The organism is Anaeromyxobacter sp. PSR-1 (assembly GCF_000964525.1).
Classification (GTDB): Bacteria; Myxococcota; Myxococcia; order Myxococcales; family Anaeromyxobacteraceae; genus Anaeromyxobacter.
The window spans coordinates 16068-37063 of sequence record NZ_BAZG01000029.1 but is presented as its reverse complement, the minus strand read 5'-3'; the positions used below and the strand labels follow the sequence as shown (position 1 = coordinate 37063).

The following is a 20996-nucleotide window of genomic DNA, read 5'->3' as shown; positions in this document are numbered from 1 at the left end:
GCGGGCGCGCGCCCGCGCTCCACGGGCCGGGCGAGGCGTGCCCGCGGCCCGTGGCCGCGGCCGGCGTGTCCCGCGGCGCCGCCGCGGTGCGCCGGTGTGGGCGAACGCCGCCCGCACGCTCCGTGGACGGCGCGCGCGGCCCCATGCTCTGTATGCGGCGCATGCGATCCGACCGATACCTCGGCATCCCCGCCCGCCGCGACGGCGTCTGGCCGCGCACCTACCGGCTGGCCCGGCGCTGGCGCGTCCTGAACCAGGGGCTCGGCGCGATCGGCCTCGCGGCGGCCGCGGCGGCGTCGGTGGCGGCGCTCCGCGGCGCGCTCCCGGCGCCGGGGCTCGTCGTGGCGCTCGGGTTCGGCGCGCTGGGCGCGTACCTCGTCGCCGCGACGCGCGTCGAGCGCTTCCTCCTGCACGCCGACGGCGTCGAGGTGATCACGCTGGGGCGGGCGCCGCGGCGGCTGCGCACCGACCAGATCGCGGGGCGCCGCACCGTCCCGCTGCAGTACGGGATGGAGAAGCTCGTGCTGGAGCGGCGCGAGCCCGGGGCGAAGCCGCTCACGGTGAACTTCCTGTTCGAGCGCGACGCCGCGCTCGACGCGTGGCTCGCGTCCGTCCCCGATCTCGACGCGGCCGACCGGGCCGGCGCCGAGGCGGCGCTGCTCGCCTCGACCGGGCTCGGCGCCGACGAGGAGGCCCGCCGGGCCGCGCTCGCGCGGTCGCACCGCGCCGCGAAGGCGCTGAAGGGCGTCGCCGTCGTCGCGTGCGGCTGGGGGCTGCTCTTCCCGCGGCCGTACCCGATCGCCATGGCCGCGCTGGCCGCGATCCCGCTCGCCACGATCGCGCTCGTGCTGGCCGGCCGAGGCCGCTACGCGGTGGAGGAGAAGCGCAACGAGGTCCGGCCGGGCGTGGGGGTGCCCGTCTTCGGGCCGGGCATGGTGCTCATGCTCCGCGCCCTGCTCGACTACCAGGTGGTGGACATCTCGCGGGTGCTCGGGTGGAGCGCCGTCGGCGCGGTGGCGCTCACCGCCCTGCTGGTGCGGGGCGACGCGGCGCTCCGGCGGCGCTGGTTCGTGCCCGTCCTGATCCTCGCGCTCGCGGCCCCGTATCCGTGGGGGGCGCTCAACGCCGCGGACGTGCTGCTCGACCGGGCGCCGGCCGAGGTCCACGAGGTCCCGGTGCTGCACAAGCACGTCTCGAGCGGCAAGCACACGAGCTACGACCTCCGGCTCCCGCCCTGGGGACCGGTCGCCGAGCCGCAGGAGGTGGACGTGGGCGCGGAGCTGTACGGCGAGGTCGAGGTCGGCGACGTCGTCTGCACGCACCTGCGGCCCGGCGCGCTCGGCGCGCGCTGGTTCGTCGTGGACCTCTGCGACTGACCGCGCCCGCGGACCCGGCCCGGCGCCCCGCCGGGCCGCGCCCGGTAGCACCCTCGCCACACCCCCTCACTGCGTTGATCCGCGCCGCCCCCGCGGCTATGCGGCCACGCACGAGGAGGCGAGCCATGGCGAAGAAGATCCTGATGCTGGTCGGGGACTACGTCGAGGACTACGAGGTGATGGTGCCGTTCCAGGCGCTGCAGGCGGTGGGGCACACCGTCCACGCCGCCTGCCCGGGCAAGAAGGCGGGCGAGAAGGTGCGCACCGCCATCCACGACTTCGAGGGCGACCAGACGTACAGCGAGAAGCGCGGCCACGACTTCGCGCTGAACGCCACGTTCGACGAGGCGCGGCCGCAGGAGTACGACGCGCTCTGCATCCCCGGCGGCCGCGCGCCCGAGTACCTCCGGCTCGACGCGCGCGTGATCGAGGTGGTCCGCCACTTCGCCGAGGCGGCGAAGCCCATCGCCGCCATCTGCCACGGGGCGCAGCTGCTCGCCGCCGCGGGGGTGGTGAAGGGCCGGCTCGTCTCCGCGTACCCCGCCTGCGCGCCCGAGGTGCGGCTGGCCGGCGGCGAGTACGCCGAGATCGCGATCGACAAGGCGGCGGTGGACCGGAACCTCGTGACCGCGCCCGCCTGGCCGGCGCACCCGGACTGGATCGCGAAGTTCCTCCAGGTCCTCGGGACGCGGATCACCCTCTAGCCGCCCGCGTCGCTCAGGGGCGGCGTCGGGGCGCCGGCGAGGTGCGCGCGGATCGCGGCCGCCACCTCGTCCGGCCGCTCCTGCGCGAACGCGTGGGTGCCGCCCGGGAAGATGCGCAGCGCGGCGCCCGGGATCCGCGCCTCGAGCAGGCGCCCGACGGCGAGCGGGCTCACCGGGTCGGCGTCGCTCCACAGGAGCAGCGTGGGCGCGGCGAGCTCGGAGAGCCGCGCCGTGTGATCGCTCCGGTCGTCCACGAACCAGCGCGGCACGCCCGGCAGCGACGCCAGGTAGTCCGGCCTCCAGTCGGCGGCGCCGGTGCCGCGCAGGTCCACGCCGCCCGAGGTCGCGACCAGGACGAGCCGCTCGACGCGCTCCGGGTGCTCGAGGGCGAGCCGCACCGCCAGCGCGCCGCCCATCGACTGCGCGATCACATGGCTCCTTCCCGGCGGCAGCTGCGCCAGCACCCAGCCGAAGAGGTCGCCGGTGGAGCGGATCGCCGGGTCCGGCGGGCAGCCGCCGAAGCCCGGGTAGTCGAGGCAGCGCGGCGGGCCGAGATCGGCGAGCCGCTCCGCGACCGGGGCCCAGAAGGCGGCCCGGCCGCCGGCGCCGGGGAGGAACACGAGCGAGGGCGTGATCATCGCCACGCGAATGTAGCCGCGCGTTCGCGCCCGCGCCCTCGCGGCGAGGCGACGCATCGTCAAGGCGCGCTTGACGCCCGCCCAGCCGTGAGGTATCCGTCCGCCCTTCTCACGCTCGGTGTTCGCGCCGGAGGAGGTGTCCCATGAAGCTGGAGCTCGTCGCCCGCCCGGGATGTCCCTCGGAGCGCGCCTAGCCGACCCGATCGATCGTCCACGACCGGCTCTCGCTGCGCGCGCTCTCCTCCGAAGCGCTGCGCCCAGGCACGTCCACGCGACCGCGCTCCCGCGGGAGCGCGCGCCAGGAACCCGTCGTGATGACCCCAGAACGCCCGAACCGTCCCGGCGCGCCCGCGCGCGCCACCTCGTCCGACCCGCAGCCCGCCGCGTCTGCGGCGGACGCTGCCGCGCTCCGCGCCCAGCGGCTGGAGCGCATCCTCCTCGCCCTGTTCCGCTCGGTGGTGCGCGAGGAGTCCACCGATCCCGGGCTCCAGGGCGTCGACCTCGTCGCGCTCCGCCTCTCGTCCGAGGGCGCGGAGGCGCGCATCGGGTACGCGCTCGAGGTGCTGCGCGGCGACGGACCCGGCGCGGAGCGCGAGGCGGCCGAGGCGCTTGCCCGCGCCGCGCCGCTCCTGCGCGCCCGGCTCGCCGAGGTGATCGAGCTGCCCACGCTGCCCTCGCTCACGTTCGCGCTCGAGCGCGTCCGCGAGGTGCCGCGCGCGGCGCGGGCCGGGGCGGCGTGATCCCGTGGTGCCGGCCTCAGAGGTGCACGAGGCCGCCCCGCACGGCGGCGAGCGTGGCGGTCCCGACCGCGATCCAGAGCGCGACCGCCATCGCGAGGGCGCCCGCCCCGACCGAGCGCAGCGCCTGGCGGGAGAGCCCGAGGCCCACCAGGAAGAGCGTCAGCACCAGGGCGCGGCGCCCGGCCTCGGCGGCGAGCAGCCCGGCGGGACGCAGGACGGGCAGGAAGGTCGCGAGCGCGGCCACCGCCACGAAGCCGAGGATGAACCAGGGCGGGCGCGCCGAGGTCGCCGCCCCGCCGCCGCGCGCGCGCCGCGCCACGATCGCGATGGCGAGCGTCACCGGCACGATCCAGAGCGCGCGGGCCAGCTTCACGGTCGTCCCCACCGCGAGCGCCTGCGGGCCGTACGCGAGCGTGGCGCCCACCACCGAGCTCGTGTCGTGGATGCCGAGCGCCGCCCACAGGCCGAACGCAGGCTCGGCCAGGCCGGCGGCGTGGCCCACCAGCGGGAACACGAGCAGCGCGGCCGAGTTGAGCAGGAACACCGCGCCGAGCGCGATCGAGGTCTCGTGCTCGTCCGCCCCGACCACCGGCGCGACCGCGGCGATGGCGCTCCCTCCGCAGATGGCGGTGCCGACCGAGATGAGCGCCGCGGTGCGCGCCTCCACCCGCGCGGCGCGGGCGAGGAGCGCGCCCAGGGCCAGGCACGCGGCGATGCTGACGAACGTGTAGCCCACGCCGCGCGCGCCGACGTGCGCGACCACGCGGAGGTCCATGGCGCCGCCGAGCGCCACCACCGAGAGCGGCAGGAGCCGGCGGGCCAGCGCGCGCGTGGCGGGGGCGTACGGGTTCCCGGTGGAGAGCGCGAGCGCGACGCCGGCGGTGAGCGCGAGCGCCGGGGAGACGTGCGGGACGGCGACGCAGGCCAGGCCCAGGGCCGGCACGAGGAAGGACGCGATCGACCGGGGCGGCGAGGTGCGGGGTTCGGGGGTGGGCCGTTCCATGCGGCGGGAACCTAGCCGCTCGGCGGCGCCGAGGCCCGCCGGCATTTCCGAAGGGGCATCGGCGGCGCCGCCGGCCTCACGGGAACCAGGCCGGCCGCGCCGTCCCGGCCGCGAGCCGCTGCGCCTCGCGCAGGAAGCGGCCGGCGATCCCGGACACGCCGCCGGCCGGCAGCGCCCACGAGAACGCGCGCTCGATGCGGAGGCCGTCGAGCGGGATCGCGCGCAGCGCCCCCGTGGCGAGCTCGGTGCGGATCGCCCAGCGGGACAGGAAGCCCAGGCCCAGGCCGAGCTGGACCGCCGCCTTCACCGCGTCGTTCGTCCCGAGCTCGAGGTCGGCGTGGCGCCGCGTCCGGCGGACGCCCGCGCGCCGGAGCGCCTTCTCCACCACCGCGCGCGTGCCCGAGCCGACCTCCCGCCACACGATGGGCACGCGGTCCAGGTCGGCGACGCGGCGCAGCCGCAGGATCTCGGCCGGCGCCGCGCTCGACGCCGCCGCGACGAGCTCGTCCGGCGCGAACGGCTCCAGCCGGACGTGCGGCGCGCGGGAGAGCCCCTCCACCAGGCCGAGCGGGACGGTGCCCTTGGCGAGCCAGCCGAGGACCGCGTCGGTGTTGCCGACCTCCACGCGCACCGCCACGCCCGGGCGCGCGCGGCGCAGCTCCGCGACGAGGTGCGGGACCACCCAGGCCGCGGTCGTCTGGCTCGCGCCCAGCACCAGCGTGCCGCCCTCCTCCGCCTCCCGGTCCATCGACGCCTCCGCCGCGCGCAGCGCCTCGTCCACGCGCTGCGCGTGCTCGAGGAGCCGCTGCCCGTCCGCGGTGAGGTGGACCCCCTGGGCCGTGCGCAGGAGGAGCGGCCGCCCGCACTCGCGCTCCAGCTCGCGGACCTGCTCCGAGAGCGCGGACGGCGACAGGTGGAGCGTGCGCGCGGCCACCGAAATGCGGCCGGCGAGCGCGACCTCGCGGAACGACTGCAGGCGGCGCGGATCGAGGCGGGGCATGGGGGCAGGGTAGCGGATCCGGCCCCGGACGCGGGCTCAGGGTGCGGCGGGGGCGGCCGTGTCGGCAGCCGATGGCGCCGGAGCGGACAGCGAGAGCACCGATCGGCAGAGCTCGGGGAGCTCCGGACCCGCGCGCCCGTCGATGCAGGCGACCACCATGCGCGTGCCACGGACCACCTGCTCGACGCCGACGAGGTTGGGCGGCCCGCCCGCCGGGTTTCGCAGGACGCGACAGGTGGCGGCGAGCCCCTCGACCGCGCACGGCTGGGTCCGGCGCTCGGGACCCTGGAACCCGAGCGTGGCGCTGAGCCCGTCGATGAGCGCGTCGAGGACGCCCTCGCGGCCGTCGGGGACGGCGAGCCAGGACAGCGCCGCTTCCCCGCCGCACTGGATCGTTGCCCCGCCGGCGTGGACCGACAGGCGGCAGCCCTCCGGTGTGGGGAGCGCGCGGCCGGCGAACGTCGCCTGAGCGGCCGCCGGGAGCTCGCCGAGGCGCGGGTCGTCGAGGCGCATCGTCGCCAAGGTCGCGAGCAGCGCGGTGCAGCGCCCCTCCGACCCGGGCAACGCCTGGCAGCCGAGGATCAGCGTCGCCGCCGGCTGGGCGTCGACGCCGACGAGCAGGACCCGGCCGTCGCCGGTGCGAACCCGGGTGGCCAGCAGCGACCGCTCCGCCAGCGGCACCTTGGTCGTGGCCTCGTCGACCGGCTGCGGCGCCGTCGCCTTGAACCCGGCGACGATTCCGCGCGCGAACGCGTCCGCGCCGCCGGCGCCGCGGACCCGCACGAAGAAGCGGACGCCGGGGCAGTCCAGGGTCAGCGCCGCCACGTCGCGCTCGGCGACGGCGCAGCCGGCGAGCTCGGGCGGGCGCGACGAGGGGCCCTCGGCCAAGGGCGGGCTCGGGGCTGCGGCCGACGAGGCGAGCGCGAGCGCCAGGAGGACGGGCGAGGGCATGCCCTCAGTGAACCACTTCACGGCGGGCGCGTCCACGTGGGGCGCCTGCATCCGCTCCTGCCCCGCGGACGACCCGACTCAGCGCTTCCTGGCCGCGCCGGATGCCGCTAGCTTCGCCGCCCATGCGAACGCTGCTCACCCTGACGCTGGCGGTCCTCCCGATCGCGGGCCTGGCCGAAGCCCACGGGGGAGGGGAAGCGGAGATCGAACTCGGCCAGCGCGTGTGGGTGCGGCCCGTCGCGAGGGACGCGTGGATCGTTCGGTCGGTGAGCCCGATCGACGGGTTCGGGGACGTCGAGTCCAACGCGGTCCTGGTGGCGGGCGCCGCCGAGTCCGTCCTGATCGACACGCCGGCCACCGAGGCGCAGAACGCGCTCGTGCTCGCGTGGGCCGCGGAGACGCTGCACCGGCCGGTGCGCCACCTCGTCGTCACCCACTGGCACGCCGACCGGATGGGCGGGATCGGGCTGGCCCGGCCGAACCGCATCGAGACGTACGCACTCGGGCAGACGCGTGCGCTCGCGCGGAGCCACGGCCTGGTGGTGCCGGAGCGCGAGCTTCGGCCCGAGGAACGGCTCGTCCTCGCAGGCGTGAAGCTCGAGACCTGGTACCCCGGGCACGGGCACACCGCCGACAACCTCGTCGTCTGGGTCCCGGCGGACGCGCTGCTCGTGGGCGGGTGCTTCGTGAAGGCAGCGGAGGCGACGACGCTCGGGAACCTCGAGGAGATCGATCCGGAGCAGTGGGCGAAGGGCGCCGATGCCGCCGCGCGTCGCTATCCGCAGGCGCACACCGTCGTCCCGGGCCACGGCGCGGCGTGCGGTCCCGAGCTGCTGCAGCACACGGCGGAGCTGGCGCGGGCGTACGCGGCCGGGCACGGCCGCGAGGGCGAGCGGGCCAGGTGAGGAGGGCTGCCGTCGCGCCGACGCTCCGTGACAAGATGCGCGCGTGTACACCCTCCGCTGCACCGGCAAGCTGCTGAAGCGCGTCGGCCCCGCCACCGAGCGGGTCCGCGAGCCGCCGACCACGCGCCTCGGCGACTGGTACGGAACCCTGGTCCACGCGCCGGGGATGCAGGTGGTCCTGCTGGTGAGCGAGCGCACCCTGCTTCCGGTGGTGGTCCCGGCGCGGGAAGCTCGGACGCTGGCCGCGCGCTTCCCGCCGGCCCTGGCCGAGGTCCTCGCGCAGCTGAAGGTTCCCTCGGCCGTGATCGACCGCGAGGTGCGGTCCATGGCGGAGCCACGGATCGGCAAGACCGCCAGCCGTCAAGTGCTCGGGTCGATGAACGAGTTCCTGCGGCTCATGCCCTACCGGTGGCCGCCTGGATCTCTCACGGCGGTGGCGCTGGAGCTGGCGGAGACTCCCTGCGGTCCCATCGGCATGCGCAGCCCGGACGGCCTGACCCGGGAGCTGCTGGCAGCCGCGAGCGGGTTGGTTTGAGCCACGGGGTACGCCAATGACGAAGACGCCCGCGCAGCAGCTGCTCGACGAGGTGGTCCGGTCCGGGCTCGCGCCGATGCTGAAGGCGGAGGGCTTCCGCAAGGCAGGCCACACCTTCCGCAGCACCGTCCCCGGGTGCGTGCTCGTCGTGAACGTGCAATCGAGCACGACCAGCACGCGGGACGCGCTGCGGTTCACCATCAACCTCGGGGTGTTCTATCCGGCGTTGATCGACATCCTGCAGCTCGGGAGCTGGGCCGTGCCGGCCGCGGCCGGTCCAACCGAGGTGCACTGCCAGGTCCGCGAGCGAATCGGTGCCCTCATGCCGGCGCAGGGCGGCGACCACTGGTGGGACCTCGAGGTCGGAGCGTCTTGGAACGAGGTCTCGGCGGAGCTCACCGAGGCGGTGCGCGCGCACGGGTTGCCGTGGCTGCGGGTGATGGCCGACCCGGAGGCGGCGCGGACGCGCGCCGAGGGGCGCGGCGAACGGTTGGTCGCCGCGGCGCTCGCCCTGCTCGCAGGGCGGCGCGACGAGGCCAGGCGCATCGTGGCCGCGGCGAGCGAGACGGGCTCCGATCACGGCGAGCTGCGCCTCTGGGCGCGGCAGGCTGGCCTGATTCCCTGAGGCGCGGTTCAGCCGCGCTCGCCCATCTCCCTCCGCGAGAGCGGCGATGCGCGAACGTGCCGGCCGCGAGCTCGAACGGACGAGGTGCGCGGGACGCGCCCGCCGTTCTGAGCCTCCTCGCGTTCCCCGGGATCGCGGCGGCGGATGGCGGCGCCGGCGCTTCGCCGCAGGTGGGAGGCGCGCGGCGCCGCCGCGGGCCCTGACCCGCGATACGTGAGCTGGGTGATGAACGCCGTGAGCTACGCCGGTCTCACGATCGCGCTCGCGTGGTCGTGGTTGCAGGAGTTCGGCTCGCATTAGCGCGGCGTCGCGCCGACCGCGCTCGCCAGCGCGCCATGACCGAGCTCGACACGGCACGGACCCACGCCGAGCGATGCAGCTGGCACCGGATCGCCGCGGCGCTCTCGCTGCTCGCAGGACGACGCGCGAACGAGATAGACCACGGCCCCCGATTCGGAGTCATCCGGCGCGCTCGGCTCCTCGCTCCGGCGGCAGTCCGGGGTGGACGCACGCGCCCTGCTCGCCGTTCGGGAAGAGGCGAACGGGATCGCCGGGAAGGCGATCCCGTGCACGTCAAAGGCAATCACCGATCACGAAGCAGGCAGTGGCCACGGCCGCCATCCCGGCATACGAGAGCCCGGCCGCGCCGAGCGCGAGGGCGAGGGCGATCCGGACGGGCGCTCTTGCGCGACGGAACACCGCCAGCGTCGCCAGCACCGGGACGAGGGGAAGTCCCACCGCGGCGAGGTCCGGGACCAGCCGTTCACCGAGCCAGCCTGCCTTCTGCCAGCCGAGCGCCGTCGCGGTGGCGGCGAGGGCCACGAACGACGCCACGAGGATCGCGGCCAGGAATCCTGCCGCCCGGGGCCAGCGCGGCTGCGTGAGCGCGCCACCGAGCGCGACTCCGACGACGAGGATCCCGAGCGCCACGAGATACGGGACGGGCAAGAGGTGAGGCATGGCGCCGAGACTACAGCGAAGGACGCCCGCCTGCCGATGTAACGCTTCGTGAAGCGTGCGGGCGCTGGCTGAGCCGCGGATCGGCACGCCCCTTCACCCGGAGCGCGTCACCTCGGCGCGGCCTCGCTGGGCGGAGCCGGGCGTGCCACGCGGACGGAGCGGACGGTCGCGGCGCCGTTCGAACCGACGCCCGGCTGCGCGGGCGGGCCGCGAAACGCCTCGGGCGCGCCGCGGAGGAAGCCGGCATAGGACACGGTGAGGCACCCGAGGAACAGGAGCGGATCGATCACGTACAGCGGGCTCAGCAGCCGGGCGTCGCCGACCGAGAAGTGCGCGATCGCGGCGGAGAGGAGCGTGAGGCCGAACCCGAAGTACGCGAACTCCCGGATCTTGCGCGGCACGCCGGGGACGAGCAGCGCGAGCACGCCGAGCGCCTTCGCGATCGTGAGCTCCACCTTGAAGTACGGGGGCAGCCCGAGGTGGACGAACGCGCCCTCCTTGCCATTCGGGAAGGGGAAGTGGTCGTAGAACGTGAACGACAGGACGCTGAACACCATCACCGCACAGACCAGGCCGGTGCTGATCCAGTACGCGAGCGCCGCGCGCCGCGCGCCGCGGGGCGCGGAGCGCGAGGCTGCTTCGGCAGTCGAGGGCATCACCGTCATCTGGGCAAACCTCCATGCTGGGTTTGCCGCGGAGACGACGCAGCCCCGCGGAGCGTGACGCGGCGCCGCTCAGTCGAGCGAGCCGACATGCCGGAGCCGCTCCGGGTCTGCCTGGAGGTACACGTGCCGGACCTTCCCCTCGGCGACCCCGAGCAGGATCGCGGATACCGGGCGCCCGCCCTCGAACGCCACCGCGGCCGGCTCGCCGTTGAGCGTGCGCTCGCGCAGCTCGAGCGGCGGCCCGACCCGCTGCCGCGCGACGGACGCGAGCAGCGCCGCGACCTTGAGCCCGCCGACCACGGGCCGTCCGACGTTCCGGATGCGCCCGTAGCGCACCACGCCGGGACCCGCGTCGGCGACGAGGACGGCGTCCTCCGCGAGCAGGTCGAGCAGCGCGCCCTGATCGCCGCGCGCGCTCGCCTCCATGAAGGCCGCGAGGAGCCGCTGGTGCTCGTCCCGCGACGTCCGGAGCGTGCGGCGCTCCGTGGCGACGTTCTCTCTCGCCCGCCGCAGGAGCTGGCGGCACGCCGGCTCGCTCTTCTCGAGCCGCGCCGCGATCTCGGCGTGCGTCATGTCGAACACGTCGTGCAGCAGCAGCACGGCGCGCTCGGCGGCCGTGAGGCGCTGCAGGAGGACCAGGAACGCCATCGAGATCCGGTCGAGCAGCTCCACGCGCCCGAGGCCGGCGCGATCGAGCTCCACCGGCTCCGGCAAGCGATCGCTGCGGCTCTCCTCGCGCCGCGCGCGGGCCGAGCCGAGTTCGTCGAGGCACAGCCGCGCGACCGTGGTGAGCAGGAACGCCTTCGGGGAGTCGACCTCGCCCGGGCGCCGCTGCCACCGGATCCATGCCTCCTGCACCACGTCCTCGGCGCGCGCCAGCTCGCCGAGCATCCGGTAGGCGAGCGCGAGCAGGGCGGGGCGCTGCGCCTCGAAGGTCTCCCCCGTGTCGGTCATCCCGGGGAGACGACGTAGCCGCCCGAAGCGTGACGCGCAGCGGGCGCGCGGGTCCGGGCGGGGCAGGCGCAACGAGGCCAGGCGGATCGTGCTCGCGACGACGGGGGCGGGATGCCCTTCGCGTCTGGGCGCGGCAGGCGGGGCTGATTCCCCGAGGCGTGGCTCAGCCGCGCTCGACGGCGTCCCGCAGCGCCTCGAGGATCGCCCGGACGTCGCGCCGGAACGGCGTCGTGAGCAGGGCGGCGGCGAAGCCGACGGTCACGGCCCCGGCCGCGAGCGCGAGGACGATCCCCGCGACACCGGATGCGAGCCAGCGCAGGTTCGCCGCGGCCGCATACGAGAAGAACGCGAACCAGGTGCCCAGGATCGCGGCGAGCCACCAGCGAAGGCGGAAGCGGAGGTGGACGACGGAGCCAGCCCCTGCGCCCTCGATCTCACCGAGGACCACGGCGTGCGTGCGGGCGATGTTTCGCACGAGCTCGAGCCGTCGCCTCTGGATCCTCCCGCGGAGCGGGCGCTGTGGCGCCCAGTGCCCCTGCGTCACGATCTCCGCGACCCGCGCCGTCACCTCCTCGGGCGTCGAGGTCGATCGAAGCTCGGCGCGGGCGAAGGGGAGGAGGTTCATCATCGGTCGCGCATCGGGTTCGCTTGCGGCGGGCTCGGCTTCGACCCGCAGTGCACACCGTACCCTGGTGTCGCCAGAAAGACGAAACGCCCGGGGTCGCCGGGCGTTCGGTCCATCGAAGGTTGGAGCGGGAAACCGGATTCGAACCGGCGACCCTCAGCTTGGGAAGCTGATGCTCTACCAACTGAGCTATTCCCGCGTCGCGACCCCGTTTTTGCCGTGAAGCCGGGCGGGAGTCAAGGAGATCGGCGGCGCGCTCGGGAGGGGGCGGCCGGCGCCTACGTCCGGGCCCTCCCGAGCTTCCGGTAGAGCGTGGTCCGCCCGATCCCGAGCCGCCGGGCGGCCTCGGCCTGGTTGCCGCCGCACTCCGCGACGGTCCGCTCGATGAGCGCCCGCTCCTGGGCGGCACGGGCGGCGCGGAGGTCGATGGGCGCGGCGAGCGGCGCGGGGGGATCCACGGGCACGGCGGCGCGCGCGGACTCCGAGACCTCCGGCATCACCGCGGCGAGCTCCTCCTCGGTCACCCTCGCGCGCGGGTCGCGGTCGGCGAACAGCACCGCCACGCGCTCGAGCACGTTCTCGAGCTCGCGCACGTTCCCGGGCCAGGCGTGCCCGCGCAGGCGGGGCAGCACCATCGAGAGCGCGCGCCGGTGCGCGTCGGCGGCGTCGTGGCGGAGCAGGGCGCGCTTCAGCAGGTCGGAGGCGATGAGCTCCACGTCCGCCTCGCCGCGCTCGCGGAGCGGGGGCAGGTGCAGCGGGAGGATGTCGAGCCGGTAGTAGAGGTCCTCGCGGAACTCGCCGCGCGCGATGGCCTGGCGCAGGTCGCGGTGCGTGGCGGCGATGACGCGCACGTCCACCGGCGTGGGATCGTTGCTGCCGAGCCGGAGCACCTGCCGCTCCTGCAGCACGCGCAGCAGCCGCGTCTGCAAGGTGACCGGCACGTCGCCGATCTCGTCGAGGAACAGCGTGCCGGTGTGCGCCGCCTCGAACAGGCCGGGGCGGCCGCCGCGCCGCGAGCCGGTGAACGCGCCCTCCTCGTAGCCGAACAGCTCGGCCTCGAGCAGCGTCTCCGGGAAGGCTGCGCAGTTCACCGCCACGAACGGCCGGTCGCGGCGGCGGCTCGCGCCGTGGATGCCCTGCGCCACCATCTCCTTGCCGGTGCCGCTCTCGCCGGTGATGAGCACGGTGGCGTCGGTGCGCGCGTACCGCCCGGCCAGCTCGCGGAGGCGCACCATGGCCGGCGAGTCGCCCACCAGCCCGGAGAGCGCGTAGCGCGCCACGAAGCGGGGCGGGCGGTGCGTCGAGCGGAGCCCGCGCTCGAGGCGCTGGATCATGGGGGCGGGCTGGCAGGTGAGCACCGCGCCGAGCTGGACGCCGTGCTCGTGCAGCGGGAACCGGCTCACCACCGCGGCCGACACGCCGATGCGCTGCACCGTCTCGACCTCCGGCGGGCCGCCCTCCAGCACCGGGCCGAGCGCGAGCTCCGGCGCGACCGCGGAGAGCCTCCGCCCCTGCACCTCGGCCGCGGTCACGCCGAGCAGCCGCTGCAGCGCCGGGTTGATGGCCTGGATGCGCTCCTCGGTGTCCACCGCCACCATCCCGACCTCGAGGTGCTGGAACATCGCCTGGAGGTGCGTGCGGCGCGCCACCTCCGCGCGCGCGATGCGCGCCACCTCGGCGGCCTGGCGGATCGCCTCCTCCAGCGAGTCCTGCCCGTAGAGCAGCACCGCCCGCAGCCCGGCGCGCTCCGCCACCGAGCAGATCGGCCCGGGCCCGACGATCACCTTGAAGCCGCGCGCGGAGAGGTCGTCCACCGCGGCCTGCCCCTCCTCCGGCGTCACGTAGGGCCGCTGCTCGATGACGGTGTCGTCGATGAGGTGCACGCCCTCGAGGCCCGCCACCGTGCGCCGGAAGTTCACCACGCCGATGCGCTTCGAGAGCTTGCGCGCCTGCACCAGCGCCTGGAGCGCGTCCACCGTCGAGGCGGTCACCACCACCACCGGCACGTCCGCGTGGTCGCGCAGGTACGCGCCGTTGGTGCCGGCGGCGACGAACGCGTCCACCTCCTCGCCGGCCTGCCGGAGCTCGCGCGCGATCTGGAGCGCCTCCTCGAAGCCCTTGTCGAAGACCCGGACCTCGGCGACGTCGGCCATGAGCGGCGCCACGCTCTCGAACACGTGCCGGAGTCGGCTCGTGCTGAAGGCCCAGACGATGGGCCGGCGGTCGGCGGCGGTCATGACGGCACCTCGCGAAACGACTCTGGGTCAGGAGGAAACGACTCTGGGTTCGGGAGCGGCGGGCATGGTGTGCCGGGAAGTGTACCGAAACCGGAACGAGGTGCGCCAGCTACGGAACGGATCGGAACATATCGGGGCGTGGGACCCGCGCGGGGACCACGCGTTGATTCGCATGTCAACCCGCCGCCTTGGCCGCTCGGCCGGCCGCGGCCGATGACGTGGTGCGGCACGTGCAACTTGTGCGCGTCGGCGCGGCGGCCGGCAGGGGCCGCGCAGCGGACGCGAACGCACCACGGAGGCCACGATGGACCGGATCGAGCGGGTGGCGGTGCTGGGGTCGGGCGTGATGGGCAGCACCATCGCCGCGCACCTGGCCAACGCGGGGTTCGGGGTGCTGCTCCTCGACATCGTCCCGAAGGAGCCGAACGCCGAGGAGAAGGCGGCCGGCCTCGGGCTCGACAGCCCGGTGGTCCGCAACCGCCTCGCGACCGCGGCGCGCGCCGGCCTCGAGAAGCTGAAGCCGGCGCCGCTCTACCTGCCCGCCTACGCCTCGCGCATCGACGTCGGCAACCTCGAGGACGACCTCCCGCGGCTCGCGACCTGCGACTGGGTGGTCGAGGTGGTGCTCGAGAACCTCGAGGTGAAGCGCCAGCTCCTCGGGCGCATCGCCCCGCACCTCAAGCCCACGGCGGTCCTCACCACGAACACGAGCGGCCTCTCGGTGAACGCCATCGCCGACACGCTGCCCGAGGCGCTCCGCCCGCGCTTCCTCGTCACCCACTTCTTCAACCCGCCGCGCTACATGCGGCTCGTCGAGATCGTCTCGAGCCGGCACACCGACCCGGCCATCGCCGCGGGCATGGCCGAGCTCATCCGCGTGCGCCTCGGCAAGGGCATCGTCACCGGCAAGGACACGCCGAACTTCGTGGCGAACCGCATCGGCGTGTTCGCGATGTGCAACGCCATCCGGCACATGGTGGAGCTCGACCTGACCGTCGAGGAGGTGGACGCCATCGCCGGCCCCCCCACCGCGCGGCCGAAGAGCGCGACGTTCCGCACCGCCGACCTGGTGGGGCTCGACACGCTCCTCCACGTGGCGAAGAACTCCTACGAGCTGCTCCCGGGCGACTCGCGCCGCGAGGAGTTCAAGCTCCCCGCGTTCCTCGAGCAGATGGTCGCGAAGGGGATCCTCGGCAACAAATCGAAGGGCGGCTTCTTCAGGAAGGACAAGGGCGAGGGCGGCGGCCTCTCGATCTACGACCACCGCAAGGGCGAGTACGTGCCGGCCGCGAAGCCGCGCAGCGCCTCGGTGGAGGCGACGAAGGGCATCGACGACCCGGCCCAGCGCCTGCGGACCGCGCTCGCCGGGAAGGACAAGGTCGCGGAGCACGCCTGGCGCAACCTGCGCGACACGCTTCTCTACGCGTTCGAGCGGATCCCGGAGATCGCCGACGACGTGGTGAACGTGGACGCGGCCATGCGCTGGGGCTTCGGCTGGGACCTCGGCCCGTTCGAGATGCTCGACGCGGTGGGCGTCCCCGCGTTCGTGGCCCGCGCGGAGAAGGACGGCGTGGCGGTGCCGGACCGGCTCCGCGGGATCGAGCGGTTCTACGTCGAGGAGGGCGGGCGGCGCCGCTACCTCGACCTCGCCGCCGGCGGCGGGTACCGCGACGTGCCGCGCCCGGCCGACCAGATCGACCTCGCGATCCTGGAGAAGTCCGGCGCGGTGGTGGAGCGGAACGCGGGCGCCTCGGTGCTCGACCTCGGCGACGGCGTCTTCTGCCTCGAGTTCCACACCAAGATGAACGCCATCGGCCCGGACGTGCTCGCCATGGTCCACAAGGCCGTGGCCCGCGCCGAGCGCGACGGCCAGGGGCTCGTCGTCGCGAACCGCGGCCAGCCGGCGTTCTCGGCCGGCGCGAACCTGATGCTCATCGCGGTGGCCATCGCCGAGGGCGCCTTCGACGAGATCGCGCTCACCATCCGCGCCTTCCAGAAGGCGATGATGGCGCTCAAGTACGCGCGGGTGCCGGTGGTGGCTGCGCCGCACGGGCTGGCGCTGGGCGGCGGCTGCGAGGTGTGCCTGCACGCCACCGCGCTGAACCCGCTCGCCGAGACGTACATGGGGCTCGTCGAGATCGGCGTGGGGCTGCTCCCCGCCGGCGGCGGCACCAAGGAGATGGCGCTCCGGGCCATCCGCCTGGCGGAGAAGTACGAGATCGACGCCTCGCCGTTCGTGTTCAAGCACTTCAACACCGTCGCGCTCGCCAAGGTGAGCGCCTCCGCCGACGAGCTCGCCGCCATGGGGATGCTCCGCGAGGGCGACGCGGTGACGCTCTCGCCGGATCGGCTGGTGCACGACGCGAAGCAGAAGGCGCTGGCGCTGGCCGCGAACTTCCGCCCGGGCACGCCCGCCACCGGCCTGCGCGCCCCCGGCCGCGGCGCGGCCGCGAGCATCGCCTCCCAGCTCTGGAACATGCGCATGGGCGGCTTCATCACCGAGTACGAGGAGAAGCTCGGCCGCACCATCGCCGGCGTCATGACCGGCGGCGACGTGCCGGCGGGCACGCTCGTCACCGAGCAGGACCTGCTCGATCTCGAGCGCGAGGCGTTCCTGAAGCTGTGCGGCGAGCGGAAGACGCTCGAGCGCATCCAGCACATGCTGAAGAAGGGCAAGCCGCTCCGGAACTAGCGGTCGGGCACGGCGTCGAGCGCGCGAGCGCGAGAGGAGACCTGGAATGAGCGCAGCCTACGTCCTCGCAGCGGTGCGGACCCCCGGGTGCAAGGCGAAGAAGGGGAAGCTGAAGGACGTCCGCCCGGACGACCTGGCCGCCGTCGCCATCCGCGCGCTGCTGGCGCGGACCGGCGTCGACCCGGGGCAGGTGGAGGACGTCATCCTCGGGTGCGCGTTCCCCGAGGGCGAGCAGGGCATGAACCTCGGGCGCGTCGCGGCCCTCCGGGCCGGGCTGCCGGTGGGCGTGCCGGGCCAGACGGTGAACCGCTTCTGCGCCTCCGGCCTGCAGACCATCGCCACCGCCGCCGAGCGGATCATGGCCGGCCAGGCGGACTGCCTCGTGGCGGGCGGGGCCGAGAGCATGAGCCTCGTGCCCATGGGCGGCTCGCACTTCAGCGCCAACCCGTCGCTGGTCGCCTCCTGGCCGGAGTCGTTCGCGGCCATGGGCATCACCGCCGAGCTGGTGGCGGCGCGCGACCACGTCAGCCGCGAGGACCAGGACGCGTTCGCGGTGCAGAGCCACGCCCGCGCCGCGAGGGCGCAGGCGGAGGGCCTGTTCGCGGACGAGCTCGTGCCGGTGGAGGTGGAGCAGGTCACCGTCGAGAAGGGGAAGGCGGTGCGGCGCACCGAGCAGGTCACGGCCGACGACGGCGTGCGCCCGGGCACCAGCCTCGAGGCGCTCGCGAAGCTGAAGCCGGCGTTCAAGCTCGACGGCACGGTCACCGCCGGCAACGCCTCCCAGACCACCGACGGCGCCGCGGCCGCGCTGGTGGTCTCCGAGGCGTTCCTCTCCCGCACCGGCCTCGCCCCGCTGGCGCGCTTCGTCTCGTACGCGGTGCGCGGGGTGCCGCCGGAGATCATGGGCATCGGCCCGGTCGAGGCGATCCCGGCGGCGCTGAAGCGCGCCGGCCTGAGGCTCGAGGACGTCGGGCAGATCGAGCTGAACGAGGCGTTCGCGTCCCAGTCGCTCGCCTGCGTGCGGGCGCTCGGGCTCGACCCGGCGAAGGTGAACCCCACCGGCGGCGCCATCGCGCTCGGGCACCCGCTCGGCTGCACCGGCGCGAAGCTCACCGCCACGCTGCTGCACGGGATGCGGCGGACCGGCGCGCGGCACGGGATCGTGTCGATGTGCGTGGGCGGCGGGATGGGCGCGGCGGCGGTGTTCGAGCGCGCCTGACGGCGCGCGGGCGGCTCACGGAAGGCGACGAGGAGGAGCGACCATGGCCAGGCTGTTCAAGGGCGCGGAGTACCTGATCTCCGAGGCGACGAAGGACGACGTCTTCACCCCGGAGGACTTCACCGAGGAGCAGCGCCAGATCGCCGAGACCGCGGAGCAGTTCGCCGAGACCGAGGCGCTCCCGGCCGAGCACGCGCTCGAGCAGCACGAGCCCGGCGTGGCCGCGGCGCTCATGCGCAAGGCGGGCGACGCGGGCCTGCTCATGATCGACGCGCCCGAGGCCTACGGCGGCCTGGCGCTCGACAAGGCCACCAGCATGCTCGCGGCCGAGCGCATGGGCATGGGCGGCTCCTTCTCGGTCTCCTACGCGGCGCACACCGGCATCGGCACGCTGCCGCTCGTCTACTACGGGACGGACGCGCAGAAGGACCGGTACCTCACGAAGCTGGTGACCGGCGAGTGGTCCGCCGCGTACTGCCTCACCGAGCCGGAGGCGGGCAGCGACGCCATGGGCGGCAAGGCCACCGCCACGCTCTCGCCCGACGGGAAGTACTACCTCCTCGACGGCACCAAGCAGTTCATCACCAACGGCTCGTTCGCGAACCTGTTCACCGTGTTCGCGAAGGTGGACCGCAAGCACTTCACCGCCTTCCTGGTGGAGCGCACCTTCCCCGGCGTGACGGTCGGTCCCGAGGAGAAGAAGCTCGGCATCAAGGGCTCCTCCACCACCTCGGTGATCTTCGAGAGCGCCAGGGTGCCGGTCGAGAACGTGCTCGGCGAGATCGGCAAGGGCCACAAGATCGCCTTCAACGTGCTGAACGTGGGCCGTTTCAAGCTGGGCGCCGCGGTCACCGGGGCGGCGAAGCTCGCGCTCGCCACGGGCGCCGCCTACGCCAACGCCCGCAAGCAGTTCGGCACGCCCATCGCCCGCTTCGGCGCGATCCGCGAGAAGCTCGCCGACCAGGCCGCCGGCGTCTACGCCTCGGAGTCGCTCATCTACCGGCTGGCCGGCCTCATCGACGACCGGCTCGCCACCATCCCGGCGGAGCAGCCCGGCTACTACGAGGCCTACCAGCAGGGCATCGAGGAGTACGCGATCGAGTGCGCGATCGCGAAGGTGTTCTGCAGCGAGGTGCTCGCCGACGTGGTGGACGAGGTGGTGCAGATCCACGGCGGCTACGGCTTCATCCAGGAGTACCCGGCGGAGAAGTACTACCGCGACGAGCGCATCAACCGGATCTTCGAGGGCACCAACGAGATCAACCGCCTGCTCGTCCCGGGCACCATCCTGCGCCGCGCGCTGAAGGGCGAGCTGCCGCTGCAGCGCGAGGTCATGAAGGCGATGGACGCCCTCATGAACCCGTCGCTCGACGAGGTGGACCCCGCGGTGCCGTTCGCGGCCGAGAAGGCCACCGTCGCCAACCTGAAGCGCGCGTTCCTGGTGGTGGCCGGCGCCGCGGTGCAGAAGTACGGCGAGGCGCTCAAGGACGAGCAGGAGGTGCTGCTCGCGCTCGCCGACGTCGCCATCCAGGCGTTCGCGGCGGAGAGCGTGGTGCTCCGCGCCGAGAAGACCGCGGCCACGCAGCCCGAGGCGCGCCGCGCGCTCGCCGCCGCCGCCGTGAAGGTCCACACCTTCGCCGCCGCCGAGAAGGCCGCCACCGCCGCCCGCCGCGCCGCGTTCTACGTGGGCGAGGGCGACACGCTCACCATCCTGCTCGGCGGCATCCGCCGCTTCTCGAAGTACGACGCCGCCGGCCTGCTCCAGGCGAAGCGGCGCCTGGCGGACGCGGTCCTCGAGACGGAGAAGTATCCGTTCTGATCCGATCCGACGAGGGCTGCGCCCTCGCCCCGCTGGCGGAGCCATCGGGGCCCCACTCCTGCTGCGCGGGGCCCGTGACCTCGCGCGCCCGCCTTCGCGGGCGCGCGCGAGGTCCCCGCGGGCGCGCCGGGCGGCGCGCGATCGCGGCCGCGCTCCGATGCATCGGGGCTGCGCCGGCGCGCGAGCCGGGCTAGGCTCGTCGCGCCGGGCCCGCGGCGGGCCCGGGGAAGGGCACCCGGTGGACGACCAGCAGCGGCGGATCGCGGAGGGCGTGGCGCTCCTGCGCGCGCGCTTCGGCGAGAGGATGAAGGCCACCCCCTCGCTCGCGGACGCGAGCCCGCAGGGCGAGGGGCCGGCGAACCGGCACGGCATGCCGAAGGAGCCGCCCGGCCAGAACGTGTTCGAGAAGCACGAGTGGCCGGTGATGGACCTCGGCACCGGGACGCCGGACGTCGCCCCCGAGCGCTGGCGGCTGGTGGTGGACGGCGCGGTGGAGGCGCCGCTCGAGCTCTCCTACGCCGACCTGCTGGCGCTCCCGCAGGTGGACGAGGAGGCCGACTTCCACTGCGTGACCGGCTGGTCGATCCTCGACGTGGCGTTCCGCGGCGTGCGGCTCGAGACCGTGCTGGCGCTGGCGCGGCCCACCGCCGAGGCCACGCACCTCATGGCGCACTCCGCCGACGGCTACTCCACCAACCTGCCGCTGGAGGAGGCGCTGAAGCCGGACGTGCTGCTCGTGCACGCCGTCGAGGGCGAGCCGGTCGCGCGCGATCACGGCGGCCCGGTGCGGATGGTGGTCCCGCAGCTCTACGCCTGGAAGGGCGCGAAGTGGCTCACGCGCCTCGAGCTCATGACGCAGGACCGCCGCGGCTACTGGGAGATCCGCGGCTACTCCAACACCGCGTACCCGTGGCGCGACGACCGGACCTGGTGAGCGGGGGCCCGCGCGCGCGGGCGCCGGCTACTTCTTCTTCGCGAACGCCTTGAAGAAGGCCACGACCTGCGAGGTGGCGCCCTTCCAGTCGAGCTCGGCCGGCGGCTCGTCCTCGGTCCCGTCCACCCAGATGCCGCCGCAGGACTCGCAGGTGTCGTAGGCGAGCGAGCGCTTCTCGCCCCCCTCGACGACGACCAGGTCCACGTTGCAGGCCGGGCACATCCCCGAGATCTCGTCCGCGTTCACGTAGCCGCCGAGCGCCGACAGCGCCGGCAGGTTGGCGTGCAGCAGCACCTTGTTGAGATCGGCGGCGTCGCCCACCCAGATGCCCCCGCACTCGGCGCAGCGCTGGACTGCGCTGTCTTCATGCGCGATCTCGTTCAGTTCGACGCTGCACCGCGGGCAATCCATGAC

Annotated in this window: 20 protein-coding genes and 1 tRNA gene; 10 read left to right on the top strand and 11 right to left on the bottom strand. The window is 74.6% G+C overall.

Annotated features, from left to right (window positions below):
* The first annotated feature begins 161 nt into the window (after positions 1 to 161).
* Both PSR1_RS07285 and PSR1_RS07280 read left to right on the top strand, forming a co-directional pair.
* Positions 162 to 1376 carry a hypothetical protein gene (locus PSR1_RS07285; RefSeq protein ID WP_237757859.1) on the top strand — a complete coding sequence of 405 codons (1215 nt, stop codon included), beginning with the start codon at positions 162 to 164 and terminating at the stop codon, positions 1374 to 1376.
* A 125-nt stretch (positions 1377 to 1501) separates the two neighbouring features.
* Entirely contained in the window at positions 1502 to 2080 is a 579-nt protein-coding gene (locus tag PSR1_RS07280) for a DJ-1/PfpI family protein (RefSeq protein WP_059436952.1), read from the top strand.
* Here the strand turns inward: PSR1_RS07280 and PSR1_RS07275 are convergent.
* Positions 2077 to 2718 carry an alpha/beta fold hydrolase gene (locus PSR1_RS07275; protein WP_059436951.1) on the bottom strand — a complete coding sequence of 214 codons (642 nt, stop codon included), beginning with the start codon at positions 2716 to 2718 and terminating at the stop codon, positions 2077 to 2079. The two genes, PSR1_RS07280 and PSR1_RS07275, sit on opposite strands and share 4 nt — an antisense overlap.
* A gap of 314 nt (positions 2719 to 3032) precedes the next feature.
* On the opposite strand from PSR1_RS07275, the gene PSR1_RS07270 reads away from it, so the two are divergent.
* The gene (locus PSR1_RS07270; RefSeq protein WP_059436950.1) at positions 3033 to 3458 is read left to right on the top strand and encodes a ribosome-binding factor A; all 426 of its coding nucleotides are present in this window, start codon (positions 3033 to 3035) and stop codon (positions 3456 to 3458) included.
* A 16-nt stretch (positions 3459 to 3474) separates the two neighbouring features.
* On the opposite strand, the gene PSR1_RS07265 is transcribed toward PSR1_RS07270, so the two are convergent.
* From PSR1_RS07265 to PSR1_RS07255, 3 genes are all read right to left on the bottom strand, one after another.
* A complete protein-coding gene (locus PSR1_RS07265; protein WP_059436949.1) occupies positions 3475 to 4461 on the bottom strand; it encodes a YeiH family protein in 987 nt (328 codons plus the stop codon).
* Positions 4462 to 4537: 76 nt separating this feature from the next.
* Positions 4538 to 5461: a LysR substrate-binding domain-containing protein gene (locus tag PSR1_RS07260; RefSeq protein WP_059436948.1), complete on the bottom strand. Its 924-nt coding sequence runs from the start codon at positions 5459 to 5461 to the stop codon at positions 4538 to 4540.
* Positions 5462 to 5497: 36 nt separating this feature from the next.
* Positions 5498 to 6412, bottom strand: coding sequence for a hypothetical protein (locus PSR1_RS07255; RefSeq protein WP_152643325.1), 915 nt, complete (start codon positions 6410 to 6412; stop codon positions 5498 to 5500).
* A 122-nt stretch (positions 6413 to 6534) separates the two neighbouring features.
* Here PSR1_RS07255 and bla point away from each other — a divergent pair, with 122 nt between their 5' ends.
* From bla to PSR1_RS07240, 3 genes are read left to right on the top strand one after another with little or no spacing between them, the layout of a single operon-like run.
* Positions 6535 to 7317 (top strand): subclass B1 metallo-beta-lactamase, encoded by a 783-nt coding sequence (gene bla / locus PSR1_RS07250; protein WP_059436946.1) that lies wholly within the window; start codon positions 6535 to 6537, stop codon positions 7315 to 7317.
* A 43-nt stretch (positions 7318 to 7360) separates the two neighbouring features.
* Positions 7361 to 7852 carry a hypothetical protein gene (locus PSR1_RS07245; protein ID WP_059436945.1) on the top strand — a complete coding sequence of 164 codons (492 nt, stop codon included), beginning with the start codon at positions 7361 to 7363 and terminating at the stop codon, positions 7850 to 7852.
* 16 nt (positions 7853 to 7868) lie between these two features.
* Positions 7869 to 8477, top strand: a complete 609-nt coding sequence (locus PSR1_RS07240) for a DUF4304 domain-containing protein (RefSeq protein ID WP_059436944.1) — start codon at positions 7869 to 7871, stop codon at positions 8475 to 8477.
* A 573-nt stretch (positions 8478 to 9050) separates the two neighbouring features.
* Here the strand turns inward: PSR1_RS07240 and PSR1_RS07235 are convergent.
* From PSR1_RS07235 to prpR, 6 genes are all read right to left on the bottom strand, one after another.
* The gene (locus PSR1_RS07235; RefSeq protein WP_152643324.1) at positions 9051 to 9407 is read right to left on the bottom strand and encodes a hypothetical protein; all 357 of its coding nucleotides are present in this window, start codon (positions 9405 to 9407) and stop codon (positions 9051 to 9053) included.
* Positions 9408 to 9544: 137 nt separating this feature from the next.
* Complete coding sequence (locus tag PSR1_RS07230; protein ID WP_082100168.1) at positions 9545 to 10093, bottom strand: DoxX family protein; 549 nt, start codon at positions 10091 to 10093, stop codon at positions 9545 to 9547.
* A gap of 78 nt (positions 10094 to 10171) precedes the next feature.
* Entirely contained in the window at positions 10172 to 11056 is an 885-nt protein-coding gene (locus PSR1_RS07225; RefSeq protein ID WP_059436941.1) for a sigma-70 family RNA polymerase sigma factor, read from the bottom strand.
* A 163-nt stretch (positions 11057 to 11219) separates the two neighbouring features.
* Positions 11220 to 11684, bottom strand: a complete 465-nt coding sequence (locus tag PSR1_RS07220; RefSeq protein WP_237757858.1) for a hypothetical protein — start codon at positions 11682 to 11684, stop codon at positions 11220 to 11222.
* Positions 11685 to 11804: 120 nt separating this feature from the next.
* Positions 11805 to 11880, bottom strand: a tRNA-Gly gene (locus tag PSR1_RS07215).
* 79 nt (positions 11881 to 11959) lie between these two features.
* A complete protein-coding gene (prpR, locus tag PSR1_RS07210) occupies positions 11960 to 13918 on the bottom strand; it encodes a propionate catabolism operon regulatory protein PrpR (protein ID WP_059436940.1) in 1959 nt (652 codons plus the stop codon).
* Between the two features lie 304 nt (positions 13919 to 14222).
* On the opposite strand from prpR, the gene PSR1_RS07205 reads away from it, so the two are divergent.
* The 4 genes from PSR1_RS07205 (at position 14223) to PSR1_RS07190 (ending at position 20582) form a co-directional block, all read left to right on the top strand.
* A complete protein-coding gene (locus tag PSR1_RS07205; protein ID WP_059436939.1) occupies positions 14223 to 16610 on the top strand; it encodes a 3-hydroxyacyl-CoA dehydrogenase/enoyl-CoA hydratase family protein in 2388 nt (795 codons plus the stop codon).
* Positions 16611 to 16656: 46 nt separating this feature from the next.
* Positions 16657 to 17829, top strand: a complete 1173-nt coding sequence (locus PSR1_RS07200; RefSeq protein ID WP_059436938.1) for an acetyl-CoA C-acyltransferase — start codon at positions 16657 to 16659, stop codon at positions 17827 to 17829.
* A gap of 43 nt (positions 17830 to 17872) precedes the next feature.
* The gene (locus PSR1_RS07195; protein ID WP_059436937.1) at positions 17873 to 19648 is read left to right on the top strand and encodes an acyl-CoA dehydrogenase family protein; all 1776 of its coding nucleotides are present in this window, start codon (positions 17873 to 17875) and stop codon (positions 19646 to 19648) included.
* 238 nt (positions 19649 to 19886) lie between these two features.
* A complete protein-coding gene (locus PSR1_RS07190; RefSeq protein ID WP_059436936.1) occupies positions 19887 to 20582 on the top strand; it encodes a sulfite oxidase-like oxidoreductase in 696 nt (231 codons plus the stop codon).
* 27 nt (positions 20583 to 20609) lie between these two features.
* Here PSR1_RS07190 and PSR1_RS07185 read toward each other — a convergent pair whose 3' ends face one another.
* Entirely contained in the window at positions 20610 to 20993 is a 384-nt protein-coding gene (locus PSR1_RS07185) for a zf-TFIIB domain-containing protein (protein WP_059436935.1), read from the bottom strand.
* Between the last annotated feature and the right edge of the window lie 3 nt (positions 20994 to 20996).

Excerpts from the sequence above, each read along its gene's own strand:
- PSR1_RS07285 (WP_237757859.1), top strand. The coding sequence starts at position 162 with ATGCGATCCGACCGATACCTCGGCATCCCCGCCCGCCGCGACGGCGTC.
- PSR1_RS07280 (WP_059436952.1), top strand. The coding sequence starts at position 1,502 with ATGGCGAAGAAGATCCTGATGCTGGTCGGGGACTACGTCGAGGACTAC.
- PSR1_RS07275 (WP_059436951.1), bottom strand. The coding sequence starts at position 2,718 with ATGATCACGCCCTCGCTCGTGTTCCTCCCCGGCGCCGGCGGCCGGGCC.
- PSR1_RS07270 (WP_059436950.1), top strand. The coding sequence starts at position 3,033 with ATGACCCCAGAACGCCCGAACCGTCCCGGCGCGCCCGCGCGCGCCACC.
- PSR1_RS07265 (WP_059436949.1), bottom strand. The coding sequence starts at position 4,461 with ATGGAACGGCCCACCCCCGAACCCCGCACCTCGCCGCCCCGGTCGATC.
- PSR1_RS07260 (WP_059436948.1), bottom strand. The coding sequence starts at position 5,461 with ATGCCCCGCCTCGATCCGCGCCGCCTGCAGTCGTTCCGCGAGGTCGCG.
- PSR1_RS07255 (WP_152643325.1), bottom strand. The coding sequence starts at position 6,412 with ATGCCCTCGCCCGTCCTCCTGGCGCTCGCGCTCGCCTCGTCGGCCGCA.
- bla (WP_059436946.1), top strand. The coding sequence starts at position 6,535 with ATGCGAACGCTGCTCACCCTGACGCTGGCGGTCCTCCCGATCGCGGGC.
- PSR1_RS07240 (WP_059436944.1), top strand. The coding sequence starts at position 7,869 with ATGACGAAGACGCCCGCGCAGCAGCTGCTCGACGAGGTGGTCCGGTCC.
- PSR1_RS07230 (WP_082100168.1), bottom strand. The coding sequence starts at position 10,093 with ATGCCCTCGACTGCCGAAGCAGCCTCGCGCTCCGCGCCCCGCGGCGCG.
- PSR1_RS07225 (WP_059436941.1), bottom strand. The coding sequence starts at position 11,056 with ATGACCGACACGGGGGAGACCTTCGAGGCGCAGCGCCCCGCCCTGCTC.
- PSR1_RS07220 (WP_237757858.1), bottom strand. The coding sequence starts at position 11,684 with ATGATGAACCTCCTCCCCTTCGCCCGCGCCGAGCTTCGATCGACCTCG.
- prpR (WP_059436940.1), bottom strand. The coding sequence starts at position 13,918 with ATGACCGCCGCCGACCGCCGGCCCATCGTCTGGGCCTTCAGCACGAGC.
- PSR1_RS07205 (WP_059436939.1), top strand. The coding sequence starts at position 14,223 with ATGGACCGGATCGAGCGGGTGGCGGTGCTGGGGTCGGGCGTGATGGGC.
- PSR1_RS07200 (WP_059436938.1), top strand. The coding sequence starts at position 16,657 with ATGAGCGCAGCCTACGTCCTCGCAGCGGTGCGGACCCCCGGGTGCAAG.
- PSR1_RS07195 (WP_059436937.1), top strand. The coding sequence starts at position 17,873 with ATGGCCAGGCTGTTCAAGGGCGCGGAGTACCTGATCTCCGAGGCGACG.
- PSR1_RS07185 (WP_059436935.1), bottom strand. The coding sequence starts at position 20,993 with ATGGATTGCCCGCGGTGCAGCGTCGAACTGAACGAGATCGCGCATGAA.